This window comes from Priestia megaterium, from assembly GCF_009497655.1.
GTDB classification, from domain to species: domain Bacteria; phylum Bacillota; class Bacilli; order Bacillales; family Bacillaceae_H; genus Priestia; species Priestia zanthoxyli.
Window position 1 is genome coordinate 1,133,405 of record NZ_CP023317.1, and the last position, 15,259, is coordinate 1,148,663.

The window sequence follows — 15,259 nt, forward strand, 5'->3', positions numbered from 1 at the left end:
ATAGATAAAATGATCTATTTTAGTTATTTCTTACGAAGTTTAGAGATACTAATAACTTTATATTAGCAACGATGGAAACGGTATCAAATATTCTTTTAGCAAGTTCGGAAAAATTAAAATTTTTTCATATAAACAAGTCTGTTGACTCAAGAAAATATAAGATATTATTGGTAAAATTTTAAATAGATAATTTTGGTCAATGCCCTATACATTTACATTTATTTTATGACGTTAATATTACATTGTTATAATTTTGAAATATATTTACTATAATTTTAATGGGCAATATGACCTGTTTAAATGATAAAAAGGACATTAAAGACATATAAAACTGGTATTCGGGGTATTTCGACAAAAACAGACATTGAACCTATAAAAAAGCTATGCTAGTATTGATAATGTTTTTATAGGACTTTTGAAGGACGGTGAAGTTGAGCGTGATAGATTTACATTGTCATATATTACCTGGTGTTGATGATGGTGCAAAAGATATAGCATCGAGCATTGAAATGGCTAAACAAGCAATCTCACAAGGGATTCATACTATTGTCGCTACACCTCATCATCAGAATGGAAAATACATAAATGAAAAAGCAAGCATTGAGCAGCAGGTAGGCTTATTAAATCAAGTGTTGGAAGAACGGGAGTTGCCTCTAACCATTTTACCTGGTCAAGAGTCGCGTATCTTTGGAGAAATGGTGGAGGAATATCGTGCTAGCCGAGTTCTTACGCTAAACAATACAGGTAAATATATATTCGTAGAGTTTCCATCTAGTCAAGTGCCACGATATACAGAACAACTTTTATTTAATCTTCAGTCAGAAGGGCTTACACCCATTATTGTACATCCAGAGCGAAACAGCCGTTTAATTGAAGAACCTGATCTTCTATATAATTTTGTTAGCCGAGGGGCATTAACACAATTAACCGCTTCTAGTCTAGCGGGTGATTTCGGTAAGAAAATTAAAAAGTTTTCTCATCAATTGATTGAAACTCAACTAACTCATTTTATTGCTTCAGATGCTCATAATGTAACTGGAAGGTCTTTCAGGATGCAAGAAGCGTTAAGCATAGTAGAAAGAGAGTACGGCATCGACTTAGTGTATCAATTTAACGAAAATGCAGTATGCGTGGTAGAAGGGAAAACTTGTTTTATAGAGCCGCCAGAACGAATTCAGCGCAAGAAATTTTTAGGGATATTTTAGTCAAGGTATGTTAAAGCTTCTTACAAGTTTGTTAATTGTTTAGATTATATCGTTTATTATTCAATATTAGAAATGAAATAGTAAGGTAATGTCTCCTAACCTTTATCAATGGAGATACTCGATTGTACTGTGGGTGATAGACACCTTAGACGCTTGTCGTCAAAAGTACGGTGTGAGGGTGGGTTAGATGCCCAATTTTATTAAATAAATACTTACGATAAAGTTACTGTTAGTAACTTTATCGTAAGTATTTATTCTACTATTACATAATTAAATAATAAAAAAGAAAGAGGTATAGAAAGTATGAAGAAGATACGTAAAGCTATAATACCAGCAGCCGGTTTAGGAACCCGCTTCTTACCAGCCACAAAGGCAATGCCAAAGGAAATGCTGCCAATCGTTGATCAACCTACTATTCAGTACATAGTGGAAGAAGCAATTGAGTCTGGTATTGAAGATATTATTATTGTAACGGGCAAGGGAAAACGAGCGATTGAAGATCATTTTGATTATGCGCCAGAGTTAGAAAATAATTTAGTAGAAAAAGAGAAGTTTGAATTATTAGAAAAAGTTCGTCAATCTTCAAACGTAGAAATTCATTATATTCGACAAAAAGAACCAAAAGGGTTGGGCCATGCTGTGTGGTGTGCTCGTAAATTTATCGGAAATGAACCATTTGCTGTGTTATTAGGCGATGATATTGTCCAAGCTGAAACGCCTTGTTTAAGACAGTTAATGGATGAATATGAAAACACATTATCTTCTGTAATTGGCGTTCAAACTGTAGCGGATGAACAAACGCACCGTTATGGAATTGTAGACCCAATTTCGAAAGAAGGAAGACGCTATCAAGTAAATACATTTGTTGAAAAGCCAGCAGCAGGTACTGCACCTTCTAATTTAGCAATTATGGGGCGCTATGTATTTACACCAGAAATTTTCATGTTCTTAGAACAGCAAGAGGTAGGTGCAGGCGGTGAAATTCAATTAACGGATGCGATTCAAAAGTTGAATGAAATTCAGCGTGTTTTTGCTTATGATTTTAAAGGTACGCGTTACGATGTTGGAGAGAAATTGGGTTTCATTCAAACCACGCTAGAATTTGCACTGCAACATGAAGAAATGAGAGATGAATTACTGGAAGTGATGACTTCTATTATTGAACGAGAAAGTAAGAAAAAAGTGAATATTAATTAATCATACTACGATGGAAAGGGGATTAAACATTGTCAGAAATGGTAGGAAATAAAGCTGTTTCAGATACATCTGTTGCTAGACAATATCCAAATGTAATAGTAAATAATAGTATGTCGTTTCAATTTGCTAAAAGAACCCTAGATATAGTGCTTACTATTGTGGGGTTAATACTTCTTTCAATAGTTTTCTTAATAATTTCCATAGCGATAAAGATTGAAGATCCTAAGGGGCCTGTTTTGTTTTCACAAAAAAGGATCGGTAAAGACGGTAAAGAATTTAATATGTATAAGTTTCGCTCAATGGTTACAGATGCTGAAGCGAAGCTCCAGGAACTATTGAAACATAACGAAACAAGCGGCGCTATGTTTAAAATGAAAAATAATCCTCGTATAACTAAAGTAGGAAGATTTATAAGAAAGACCAGTATTGACGAATTGCCTCAGTTGTTTAATGTGTTGAAAGGCGATATGAGCTTAGTTGGTCCTAGACCACCTTTACCTAGGGAAGTTGCAGAATATAATGAATATCACAAACAGCGTTTACTTGTAACTCCGGGCTGTACAGGTATGTGGCAAGTGGGAGGCAGAAGTAATATTGGATTTGAAGAAATGGTTGAATTAGATTTGTATTACATAACAAATCAAAGCAATCTGTTAGATTGTAAAATAATATTAAAAACATTTAAAGTACTTTTTGGCTCCAATGATGCTTTTTAAATGTTAATGAGTATATAAGGTGAAAATAAATGAATTCTTTAACTATGTTTATAAAAGAACGTAATAAAACAGTACTTATTCTATTTAGTGTTTTGATAAGCATCTTTCTTGTTGCTTTTTTATCATTTGTTGCTTATAAAAATTTTTTAATCGGAGTAGGTATGTTTGCTGTTATTTTGTTAGGCTCAATCATGCTCCTTTTACTCAATTTCTCAGGTATTAAAAAGACATTAATTATTTTATTCTTTTTTACTCTAGCTTTTAATATCGAATTCCCTTTATATCCATTTAATGGAGGATTTTCTGCAAGTCACCCGGGGGGATTAAGAGGAGCTTTAGTTATCAATCAGTTTTTTCTAATACTTCTTGCTTTATTTCCGGTCTTTTTAAAAGAAGTTACAGATAAGCATTTAGCTTCGCACAGACAATTAAGTTCTCTAGAAATTGTATTGTTTGTATCATTTACATTGGTTTCAATTATCTCCTTTTTCTTTGCAGATAATAAACCAGCAGCATCTTATACTGTTGTAAGGTTAATATTTATGACGCTTTTTGTATTTATGATGCTTAAATTAAATTTTTCTTCTATATGGGACTTCTTTTTAAAAGGGGTTATGTTACTTTTGCCAGTACAATTTGGAATTGGAATTACTCAATATATTACTGGTCAATATGCGGGCTTCCGTATACTTGGAGAAAGTAAAAACCCATTTCGGGCAGAAACTGTATTTGGTGCAGCTGAAAAAGGTTTAAGTGGTACGCTCGGGCACCCTGGTATATTAGGTGCTTTTTTAACGCTTGTAATGCCTTTTCTTCTTTTATATTATTTGAATTCAGAAAAGAAAACAAAGATCAGAAGTGGTTTAGTGTTTTTCTCAATTTTGCTGTGTGCATCGTTAATCATATTAACAAATGCAAGAACGTCAATTGTAATTATGTTAGCAACTTTCTTTCTGGGATTTGTAGGAACATCCATTATTCGGTATAGAACGGATGAGCCTGCAAATAAGCTGCTGTGGTATCTATCTATTTTTACGTTGGCCATTTTAACATTCGTTTTTGTATTTTCAGATGCTTTGATAGAGAGATTTGGAGACTCAGATTTATTATATCAAGCGAGCTATAGAGGGAATTTAAGTGTTATCAGTTGGAGTATTATAACTGATAATTTTAAGAACTTCTTTTTAGGAGTAGGCCCTAATAATTATACAGATACAGTAGCGACAATGGGGAGCGGATTTGCGTATACTCAGCCCGTTCACAATATGTATTTATTATTATTTGCTGAAGGCGGTATCTTTTTTGCTTTGTGTTATGTGAGTCTATTGGGGACTGTGTTATTTAAAATGACAACAGTAATTGTTCAAAAAGGTAAACATTCATACTATGCATTAGCAGTAGCCATAAGTATAATCAACATCTTTCTTTATAACTTTACTGGCTGGGCAAATAACAACAATCAAACTTTTATTTTATTTGTGATAATTTGTATATTCTCTATAAAAATTTATGAAGAACATAAACAAACAAGGTTGGGACAGTTATGACTTTAGGAACTAATTTTTTAAGTGTTGTTGACATAGGTAGTGAAATTACTCTTGTAGGTTATTATGGTATGGATAATTTTGGCGATGATCTTATGTTAAAGAGTTTGTTAGATGAATTCGAAAAGCATGACTTGAAAGTCAATATTTTAGCTTATCGAGAGGTGAGCTGGTTATCAACAGAAGCCTACCCTAATGTGAAGGTCTGGATTTGGCCCGATTCCAAGCTCGGGAAATTTCAGCTTTTTAAAAAAGCTTCCCAAAACAGCAAAGCAGTTTTTTGGGGCGGGGGCACCTGCTTTACGGATGAAGATGGGGACGGATATTTTAAGTATATGCTTTATGCAAAGCTGTTAGGCAAAAAAGTTGGTTATTTAGGGGTAGGGATCGGTAATCTTAGCAAGACTTCAAGATTATTTAAGACTAAAAAGCTTATTAACATTTCCAGTATTTTAACGTTTAGAGATAAAACATCGTTAAAGAAAGCTTCAAATTGGAAAAAGAAATCATCAAAAGCATCAATTGAGCTAGTAGAAGATCCTGCAAATCAAACATTAGAGGTATTGGCGAGTTCTTTGCCAGTGAAAACAAATAATAATAGTCTTGTATTAGCATGGCGTGACTTAAGCGACTACTCAAATACTACAATAGGTGCTGAATTATTGCCTGTATCAGAAATGGCTATTAAATTATGTGAAGATCACGAAATGAATAGAATCGTAATTATGGATACTGATTCCGTGAGAGATAAAGAGCTGAGTATCTCTTTAAAAGAAAGCATTGAAAAGCTTAATAGTAATATATCTGTTGAGTACAATGACTGTACAAACTACGAAGAGAAACTTGCAGTAATAAATGAAAGTAAAGTAGTTTTTACTTCTAGGTTGCACGTGGCTGTAGCAGCTAAGTATTTAAATAAAGAATGTTTTGTATATAATTATTCTCCTAAGATTAGTTATTTTGTTCAAGAGGAAGGCAATAATAAAATTCAGCTGATTGATAAAGACTTAACTATCAAATCGGCTTAATTGGAGTTTTTTAGATGTCATTAAAGAAAAAGTTAGCTAGTAGCAAAAATAAAAATCTCCTAGATATCTCTGTTCTATGGATATCCCAATTCGGAGCTGTGGGCATAGCCTTTTTCACCCAATTATTATTAGCACGCATATTAAAAGTAGAAGATTACGGTTCGTTTTCTTCAGCTATTAATATTGTAACTATTCTAGGAGGGGCAGCTGCCTTTGGAGCTGGATCGAATTGGTTACGCGCCTTTGGAGTTGAGGGATGGAAGGCACATAGATGGGTAAGGCCTACAATTAAAATTAATCTAATAATTGCAAGTATCGTTATTATCGGGCTACTAGTTTCTACGTACTATATGTCTGTATCGGATTCAACGAAAATCCTTACAATTATATTTATTTCAATTTTATTATCTTTAACTTTTTCAACTGCCGCTGAGGCTGTATATCAATTGGAAGAAAAATATCAAAAACTTTCTTTGCTAAAGTTTTCTGTACAGGGTTTGAGATTTTTAGTAGTACTCGCTGCTTCATTTATTGGTGCAAACCTGTTGTTCATTGGGGTAGGTTATGCATTAGGTGCTTTTATATTAATTTATGTTTACTTTAGAATAATAAGAAGATTATATAAACGAAAAGTAGAATTGAAAGGACATGCGCAATATGAAAATCGGGCCATAGATGATAAAACTAGTACGAAAACAGCATTTAAGTATTTATTACCTTATGGTTCAACAATTGTCTTTTATTCTATTTACTTTCAAAGCAATATATTTATTATAGGTCTAATGAGTGGAGAAGAAAGTGTTGCACTATATAATGTAGCCTTTACCATATTGAATGTTATTTATCTGTTTCCTACCACTTTTTATCAAAGTTATCTAATTCCTAAAGTTCATAGATGGGGAGAAAACAATGAAGAGAAAATGTCTCTGTTATTCAAGCAGGGAAGTAAAATTGTTTTAACAATTGGGATTATTATTATGCTTGCAGTTGCAGGTTGTGCTTCATTTGTCGTTCCATTGTTATTTGGAGAGCGTTATGCAGAAGCAAGTTTAATATTGATGCTTTTATCGATAACGATTCCATTTAGGTTACTTTGTAATAACCTTGGCAGTATTTTAGTGACAGAAAAACATGTGGTAAAAAAAGCATATTATCAAATGACAGGTGCAATAGTAAGTATTGTTTTAAATGTTGTTTTCATTAACCTTTGGGGGGTTTATGGAGCAGCTTTTGCAACAATTATTACAGAATTCATTGTTATGATTTTATTTGTAGTAGGTGTAAATTCCTATGTGCCAGCAATTAAAAATCATAAATGGAAGAATACTAAGAAATTCACCAACCTACTGCTAGTTACAACATTATTAGTTATCTATTATTTTTATGTTTTGTCTAAGGATGTAACTGCCTTTGAGTTTTTTATACCAATTGTAGTAATTGGTATGTTTTTAATCTATTCACTAGTTAAATTAATAAAAAATGATTTAATTGTTTCAGTTAAAAAACTTCTACTTTAAATTTAAAGTAGAAGTTTTATTGTCAACGAAAAGATTTAGGGAGAAGTGAGACTTATGAAAAAGATTCTTTTCATCACAAACCTCATTCCTTACCCGTTAGATAATGGTGGGAAGATAAAAAGCTATAATACAATCGTAGCTTTATCAAAAATTTACAATATTGATTTACTTTGCTTTGCTAATTCACAGGATGAGTTGAAACATGTAGATGCTTTAAATGATATTACTGATAACGTAAATGTAGTTGTTAAAACTTTAGTTAGAAGCTCCTCTAAATCAGCTTTTATAAAAGATTATGCAAGCAGTCTTTTTAGTGCGTGGCCTTATAGTATTAATAAATTTTATGATAATCGCTTTAAAGAGTATTTGTTAACTTACATAAAAAAGAATACTTATGATTTTATTTACGTTGATCATTTGCCGATGATGGTATATAACAAACATTTTAATGATATTCCCATATTATTAGATCAGCACAATGTAGAAAGCTTAATCTTTAAGCGTTTTATTGAAACAGAAAGCAGCCCTGTAAAAAAGATACTAGGGTCTTATGAATACTCAAAATTAAAAAAATTCGAAATTCAATCTATGCACGAATCCTCTCAAATTATCTGCTTAAGTAAAAACGATCAGCAGGAGTTTCATGAATTTGGAGTTTCAAAAGAAAAATTATCAGTTTTGCCCATTCATATAAAATTAAATAAAAGATATGAACCTAAAAAGCATGAAGGCGGAAAATTTAAACTATTATTTTTAGGGTCCATGTCATGGTATCCCAATCAAAATGGCTTGAAATGGTTTATGGAGAATGTATGGCCAAAGTTAGAACAGTCGGAATACGAGCTTTACATTGTAGGGAGTAAACCACCTGCTTTTATTCAGTCGTATCACAATGGAGAAAATGTCTTTGTAACTGGCTATGTAGATGATGTAGATGAATATATAGAGTTATGTGATATCAGTATTGTACCTCTTTTTGTAGGAAGCGGACAGCGTGTAAAAATTATTGAATCTTTCGCAAAAGGTATACCTGTAATCTCTACGTCAATTGGTGCGGAGGGACTTCTCTGGGAAAATGGAAAAGAAATATTAATAGCAGATGATAGCGATGAGTTTATGAACAAATTAAATACTATAAAGTCTAATCCAAATATGTTAAAAGATTTATCAGTGAATGCGATGAATACATTTGAAACACATTATTCATCTGATAAGTTACCGAGAAAAATAGAAAAAATCATACAAAGAATGGATATAAAAGGATGAGTGTATTGACAACTAATCAAGTTAAATTATTTGATATTAATTTTGATAATTTAACCATGCTAGAGGCTATTAATAAAATTGAAGACACAGTTGAAAATAATAAAAAAAATAACCAATATAGTTACGTTGTTACTCCAAATGTTGACCATATTGTAAATACTTATAAGGATGAAAAATTCAAACAGGTGTACGATAATGCAAACTTGATTTTAGTAGATGGGATGCCTATCGTGCAAGCATCTAAAGTATTAAAGTCTGAATTAAAAGAAAAAGTATCTGGTTCAGATCTAACTCCAGAGCTATTTAAATTAGCTCAAAAAAAGCAGTTTAAAGTTTTTATTTTTGGTTCTAGAGAAGGTGTAGCAGACTTAGCAATAGAAAAAATACAAAAAGATTTTAATTATGATTTTCCAATTAAGGGTTTTTCACCTCCTTTTGGATTTGAAAAAGATCCTACTGTGCTGCAAGAATGTATACAGAAAATTGTAGATTACCAACCTGATATGTTACTAGTGTCTTTAGGTTCTCCAAAAGGAGAATTTTTCATTTATAATCATTTATCAGAACTAAAGGTACCTGTTTCTTTACAGATAGGTGCATCAATTGATTTTATCGCTGGTACTGTAAAAAGAGCACCTGTATGGATGCAAAAGTCCAGTCTAGAATGGTTTTATCGTTTTATCAAAGAACCTAAACGCATGTTTAGAAGATACTTTATAAATGATAGTTTATTTTTTAAGATTTTTATTCAAGAATATGTTGGGAAGAAAAGAGGTAATTAAATGAAAACGATACTTTTATCAGGTGGTTCAGGAAAAAGACTATGGCCTTTATCAAATGATGCTAGATCTAAACAATTTTTAAAAGTGTTGGAAGATGATAATCAAGAATTACAATCTATGGTACAACGGGTTTGGAAACAATTAGAAAATGTTGGGTTAGCTGATTCGGCAGTATTAGCTACTAGTAAGTCACAGGTAGACATGATTCATAGTCAGTTAGATAACAAAGCTGATTTAATTGTAGAACCTTGTCGTCGAGATACTTTTCCAGCTATCGCTTTAGCTGCTACATATTTATATAGCGTACAAGACACAGGGCTAGATGAAGTGGTAGCTGTGTTACCTGTAGATCCTTATGTGGAAAATCGCTTTTTTAACCGTGTAAAAGACTTAGAAAACGCTGTACATGGTAGTGATGCTCAGCTTGCGTTAATAGGAGTAAAACCAACTTATCCTTCAGCTAAATATGGCTATATTGTACCTGCAAATAGTGAAAATACAAACGATTATTTGCCAGTAAATCGTTTTACAGAAAAACCATCTGAAGATAAAGCAGCAACTTTGATTGACGAAGGTGCGTTGTGGAATTGCGGAGTATTTGCCTTTAAATTAGGCTATGTTATTTCAATTTTAGAGGAGAAAGGGTTGCCAACTAAATACGATGAGTTGTTAAAACAGTATGAAGGGCTTCCTAAAATCAGTTTTGACTATGAGGTAGTAGAAAAAGCAGAAGAGATTGTTGTTCTTCCATACGATGGATACTGGAAAGATTTAGGTACTTGGAATACATTAACAGAAGAAATGGCAACAAGTCAAATTGGTAAGGGTGTTATTAGCGAGGACAGTAAAAACATTCATTTAATTAATGAACTTGATATTCCAGTTACCGTGTTAGGGGCTTCTAATTTAGTTGTCGCATCTAGCCCAGATGGTATCTTGGTTTCTGATAAAGAAGCTAGTCCAAGAATTAAAGAACTAGTGGGAGAATTCGATAATCGTCCTATGTATGAGGAGCGTCGTTGGGGTTGGTATCGAGTATTAGATTATACGAAGTTTGAACAAGAAAAAGAAGTCCTAACAAAACGAATTGGTGTAGATGCTGGTAAAAACTTAAGTTATCAATTACATGATTATCGTGACGAAGTATGGACTATTATTAAAGGTGAAGGGGAGTTCATCTTAAATGATAAGCTTCTTACAGTGAAACCTGGTGATGTTCTTCAAATTAAATCAGGGGACAAGCATGCTATAAAAGCTAGTACTGATTTAGAAATCATTGAAGTTCAAACAGGCTCACAATTAATTGAAGAGGATATTGTCCGCTTATTCATGACTTGGGAAGAAATAACTGAACATATATTGAGTTTAAAGAAGGCTTAATTATACTCAATAAAGAGTAGGTATTCTTGAACCTACTCTTTATTTGTTTTTATTTTTAGCATGTTTTATAACTTATAAGCTTAAAAATCCAGTTATAAATTTAAATAAGACAATACATATATTTTAGTAAACAGTATCAGAGGAGATGTGTAAGTATTGAAACAACCATTATTTTTAAAGCCCTTATTCCAGCAAAGAATTTGGGGGGGAACGAAGTTGAATGAGCTTTATGGCTACGACATTCCTTCGAATCAAACAGGCGAATGTTGGGCTATTTCAGCTCACCCAAATGGTCAAAATGTTGTTGGAAATGGTGAATTACAAGGAAAAACATTAGGACAGTTATGGGAAGAAAAACCAGAAGTCTTCGGTTGTTTTGAGAGTGACCGGTTTCCACTATTAATTAAAATCTTAGATGCAAATGATGATTTATCCGTACAAGTTCATCCAGATGATGAATATGCAGATGAGTATGAAAATGGTGAGCTAGGTAAAACAGAATGTTGGTATATTATTGATTGTGTAGAAGATGCAGAGATGATTTTTGGCCATCATGCAAAGTCACAGGCTGAACTAGTCAAATTAATTGAGGAAGGAAACTGGAATCACCTTTTACAAAGGGTAAAGATTAAACCGGGAGATTTCTTCTATGTTCCAAGTGGTACAATACATGCTTTGTGTAAAGGAACATTAGTACTAGAAACTCAACAAAATTCCGATACCACATATCGTGTATATGACTATAATCGTCTTGGTCAAGATGGACAATTACGTGAACTTCATTTAAATAAAGCAATTGAAGTTACCACAGTTCCACACGTAGCAGAGAAAGTAGAACCTGCAATTGCAAAGGTAAATGGAGGCACAATTACAACATTTGTAGAGGAAGATTATTTTACTGTTTATAAGTGGGACGTTCAATCCTCCTTGGAATTAACCCACGGTGCGCACTTTATATTAGCAAGTGTTATTAAGGGGGATGGAATACTTGTTATAGAAGGAGACGAGTTTTCTTTGAAGAAAGGTGATCACTTTATCTTGCCGAACGGAATAGATAACTTTTCTATTAAAGGAAATTTAGAATTAATTGCTTCACATCCTAACAATAAAGGAGGACGTAACTATGACATGGCAAGCACAGCTAGAGAAATGGCTAACATTTGATCATTTAGAAAGTGAATTAAAAGAAGAGCTCTTATTAATGCAACGAAACCAGAAAGAAGTAGAAGATGCATTTTATAAAAACCTTGAATTTGGAACAGGCGGTATGAGAGGAGAACTAGGTCCAGGTACGAACCGTTTAAACTTATATATGATCCGTAAAGCAACAGAAGGATTAGCGAACTATATTGAAGAAAATGGTGAAAAAGCAAAAAATAGAGGTGTAGTTGTTGCCTATGATTCGCGTCATAAGTCACCTGAATTTGCTCTAGAGGTTGCAAAAGTACTAGGGAAGCATAACATTAGAACATATGTATTTGAGGAATTGACACCTACGCCTGAACTATCCTTTGCAGTTCGTTACTTAGACGCATTTGCAGGTATTGTTATTACAGCAAGTCACAATCCACCGGAATACAACGGTTATAAAGTCTATGGAGAAGATGGAGGGCAAATTCCTCCAGAAGTTGCAGATACAATTATCACTTATGTTGATGCAGTAAAAAATGAATTAACAATTCCAGTAATGGACGAAACCCAACTGCTCGAAGAAAAATTGTTAACATACATCGGTCAAGAAATAGACTCTGCGTATATTGAAGAGTTAAAAACTATACAACTTAACCGAGGAATTGTTGAAAAATCAGGAAAAGACTTAAAAATTGTATTTACGCCATTGCATGGCACAGCTAATAGACTAGTTCGTGCAGGCTTGGAAGCTTTCGGCTTTAGCAATGTTACAGTTGTCAAAGAGCAAGAACTACCTGATCCAAATTTTTCAACAGTCAAATCACCTAATCCCGAAGAGCATGCAGCATTTGAATTAGCCATTAAATATGGTAAGGAAATAGAAGCTGACATTTTGATGGGAACAGATCCAGATGCAGATCGTTTAGGTATTGCTGTAAAAGACATTAATGATAATTATGTCGTGCTAACAGGAAACCAAATGGGCGCACTCATGCTTCACTATTTACTTTCTCAAAAGAAAGAAAAAGGGATTCTACCTAAAAATGGTGTCGTGGTTAAAACTATAGTAACCTCTGAAATTGGACGTGCAATTGCCAAAAGTTTTGGGCTGAATACAATTGATACTCTCACTGGTTTCAAATTTATAGGTGAAAAAATTAATGAATTTGAACAAACGAAAGAATATACATTTGAATTTGGGTATGAAGAGAGCTATGGATATTTAATAGGAGAATTTGTTCGTGATAAAGATGCAGTTCAGTCAGCAATTTTTGCTGCGGAGGTAGCTGCTTTCTATAAAATGCAAGGAAAGTCTTTGTATGAAGGACTACTAGAAATTTTTGAGCAGTATGGCTTTTATAAAGAATCACTTCAATCATTGACTTTAAAAGGAAAAGATGGGGCAGAACAGATAGGTAATATCTTAGCCTCATTCCGAAAAACACCGCCTACAGAAGTTGCTGGTGTTAAAGTAGTAGCAATTGAGGATTATCAAATTAGTCAAAAAACAATTTTAGAGACTAATAGCACTGAAAAAATTTATTTACCAAAATCAAACGTGTTAAAGTTCTATCTAGAAAATGGTTCTTGGTTTACAATTCGTCCATCAGGAACAGAGCCTAAAGCCAAATTTTATTTTGCAGTTAAGGGAACTTCTCTACAGGATAGTGATAAAGCAATTAAGATGTTGGAGTCTAATGTCATGGGGAAAGTTGATGAGATAGTAGGTTTAAAGAACTAAAAAAAGTAGTATTTTTTTGTTTTTAATATTTTTTTAGTGTAAAAAGATTCAATTTAATTTGAATATCTTGACGTTTTTTTCTATTTTTATCTAAAATTTATAAAAAAATATAGATGTTGTATACAAACTCTATTATAATAGAGGTTATGTGAATTTAACTTTTTTATTGGAGGTCATCATGGAAGAAACACTTACTTTAAAGGAGTTGTTTCAGGCTTTAAAGAAGCGTCTTTGGCTTATCGGTCTTATTACAGTTATTACTGCAATAGTCAGTGCAGTACTTACCTTTTTCGTTTTAACGCCAATGTACGACGTGAAAACACAGTTACTTGTAAATCAAACTAAGTCTGAGCAACAAATCTATAATACTACTGAATTGCAGGCAAATGTTCAATTAATTAATACTTATAACGTGATCATTAAAAGTCCTACTGTTCTAGATAAAGTCCGTAAAAATCTAAGCCTAGAAAAAAGTACGGACGAGCTCAATAAACAAATCTCAGTAACAAGTGCTGAAGAATCTCAGATTGTTGAAATAGTAGTAGAGGACAAATCACCAGAGATGGCTGCAAAAATTGCGAATGAAACAGCTAAGGTTTTTAAGGCAGAAGTATCTAAGGTTATGAACGTAGATAATGTAAATATATTGTCTAAAGCTGTAGTTAAAGAAAATATTAAACCTGTTAAACCAATACCAGCTTTGAATATTTTAATTGGTATCGTAATCGGCTTAATTATAAGCATTGCGACTGCATTTGTATTGGAATTCTCTGATAAATCAATTAAAACGGAAGTAGATATTGAGAAGTACTTAGACCTCCCGGTTATGGGTACTGTAGCAAATATTGAGGAAATTCCGGCTTCTCCTTCTAGATCATCTCGAGTTTCTAATCAAGCTAGTAGTAGAGTAAGGGGGGAATCAATTGGCTCGTAAAAAGAATCAAATCAACGATAAAGCATTAACAGTAAAGCGTCGATTAGTTGCTCATACTAATCCTAAGTTACCAGTAGCTGAACAATATCGCACAATACGTTCCAATATTCAGTTTTCTAGTCTAGACGAAGACATTCGTTCTTTGGTAATGACGTCTTCTGGTCCGGGTGAAGGGAAATCAACAACTGCTGCTAACTTAGCTATTGTATATGCACAGCAAGGTAAGAAGGTCTTACTGGTTGATGCTGATCTTCGTAAGCCTACAGCACACTTCTCGTTTAGGTTAGAGAACCACATTGGATTTACAAATGTCTTGACTAAAAAAACGAAATTGTTAGAGGCTGTTTATCAAACTGATATTCCTAACCTATCAATTTTAACAAGTGGTCCAATTCCTCCAAATCCTTCGGAGCTTTTGGCTTCTAAAAATATGGATGAGTTGTTAGAAATAATGTATGAAAACTTTGATTTTATCTTATTTGATACCCCACCTACTTTGGCTGTAACAGATGCTCAAATTTTGTCTAACAAAGCTGAAGCGACACTTTTAGTTGTCAGTAGCGGTACAACAGATAGAAATGCTGCTCAAAAAGCTAAAGAATTATTAACTAATGCTAAAGCTAGGCTATTAGGTGTTATTTTGAATAACCGCAAAATTGAGTCAAAAGATTATTACTACTATTACGGTAATAATTAAATGTAAAAATAGCGTGGACCTTTACCAATTCGGTAAAGGTCCACGCTATTTTTTAGTTTGGTTAAATTCATAATTATCAATGGAGTATTATGAAACAAATTATAGAGCAACTATTAATACG

The 15,259-nt window shown here is 33.1% G+C and carries 13 protein-coding genes; all 13 read left to right on the top strand.

Features of this window, described 5'->3' with window-relative positions; all coding sequences use genetic code 11:
• The first annotated feature begins 437 nt into the window (after nucleotides 1-437).
• Nucleotides 438-1,205 (top strand): tyrosine-protein phosphatase, encoded by a 768-nt coding sequence (locus tag CEQ83_RS05730; protein WP_034263778.1) that lies wholly within the window; start codon nucleotides 438-440, stop codon nucleotides 1,203-1,205.
• A 303-nt stretch (nucleotides 1,206-1,508) separates the two neighbouring features.
• Nucleotides 1,509-2,402, top strand: coding sequence for a UTP--glucose-1-phosphate uridylyltransferase GalU (galU, locus tag CEQ83_RS05735; protein ID WP_034263780.1), 894 nt, complete (start codon nucleotides 1,509-1,511; stop codon nucleotides 2,400-2,402).
• Between the two features lie 38 nt (nucleotides 2,403-2,440).
• Nucleotides 2,441-3,118, top strand: a complete 678-nt coding sequence (locus CEQ83_RS05740) for a sugar transferase (protein ID WP_155017567.1) — start codon at nucleotides 2,441-2,443, stop codon at nucleotides 3,116-3,118.
• Between the two features lie 29 nt (nucleotides 3,119-3,147).
• Nucleotides 3,148-4,665 carry an O-antigen ligase family protein gene (locus tag CEQ83_RS05745; RefSeq protein ID WP_034263782.1) on the top strand — a complete coding sequence of 506 codons (1,518 nt, stop codon included), beginning with the start codon at nucleotides 3,148-3,150 and terminating at the stop codon, nucleotides 4,663-4,665.
• Nucleotides 4,662-5,690: a polysaccharide pyruvyl transferase family protein gene (locus tag CEQ83_RS05750; protein WP_051137077.1), complete on the top strand. Its 1,029-nt coding sequence runs from the start codon at nucleotides 4,662-4,664 to the stop codon at nucleotides 5,688-5,690. Before CEQ83_RS05745 ends, CEQ83_RS05750 begins: the two co-directional genes overlap by 4 nt.
• Before the next feature lie 14 nt (nucleotides 5,691-5,704).
• Nucleotides 5,705-7,207, top strand: a complete 1,503-nt coding sequence (locus CEQ83_RS05755) for a flippase (RefSeq protein WP_155017088.1) — start codon at nucleotides 5,705-5,707, stop codon at nucleotides 7,205-7,207.
• Nucleotides 7,208-7,261: 54 nt separating this feature from the next.
• Complete coding sequence (locus CEQ83_RS05760; RefSeq protein WP_034263786.1) at nucleotides 7,262-8,473, top strand: glycosyltransferase; 1,212 nt, start codon at nucleotides 7,262-7,264, stop codon at nucleotides 8,471-8,473.
• A gap of 5 nt (nucleotides 8,474-8,478) precedes the next feature.
• Nucleotides 8,479-9,255, top strand: coding sequence for a WecB/TagA/CpsF family glycosyltransferase (locus tag CEQ83_RS05765; RefSeq protein WP_034263802.1), 777 nt, complete (start codon nucleotides 8,479-8,481; stop codon nucleotides 9,253-9,255).
• Nucleotides 9,256-10,635, top strand: coding sequence for a sugar phosphate nucleotidyltransferase (locus tag CEQ83_RS05770; RefSeq protein ID WP_155017089.1), 1,380 nt, complete (start codon nucleotides 9,256-9,258; stop codon nucleotides 10,633-10,635).
• Between the two features lie 156 nt (nucleotides 10,636-10,791).
• Nucleotides 10,792-11,799: a mannose-6-phosphate isomerase, class I gene (gene manA / locus CEQ83_RS05775; RefSeq protein ID WP_155017090.1), complete on the top strand. Its 1,008-nt coding sequence runs from the start codon at nucleotides 10,792-10,794 to the stop codon at nucleotides 11,797-11,799.
• Nucleotides 11,759-13,507, top strand: a complete 1,749-nt coding sequence (locus tag CEQ83_RS05780; protein WP_155017091.1) for a phospho-sugar mutase — start codon at nucleotides 11,759-11,761, stop codon at nucleotides 13,505-13,507. The genes manA and CEQ83_RS05780 overlap by 41 nt, the downstream gene beginning before the upstream one ends.
• Before the next feature lie 178 nt (nucleotides 13,508-13,685).
• Nucleotides 13,686-14,441, top strand: a complete 756-nt coding sequence (locus CEQ83_RS05785; protein ID WP_034263794.1) for a YveK family protein — start codon at nucleotides 13,686-13,688, stop codon at nucleotides 14,439-14,441.
• A complete protein-coding gene (locus CEQ83_RS05790) occupies nucleotides 14,431-15,138 on the top strand; it encodes a CpsD/CapB family tyrosine-protein kinase (RefSeq protein WP_034263796.1) in 708 nt (235 codons plus the stop codon). Before CEQ83_RS05785 ends, CEQ83_RS05790 begins: the two co-directional genes overlap by 11 nt.
• Nucleotides 15,139-15,259: the final 121 nt, after the last annotated feature.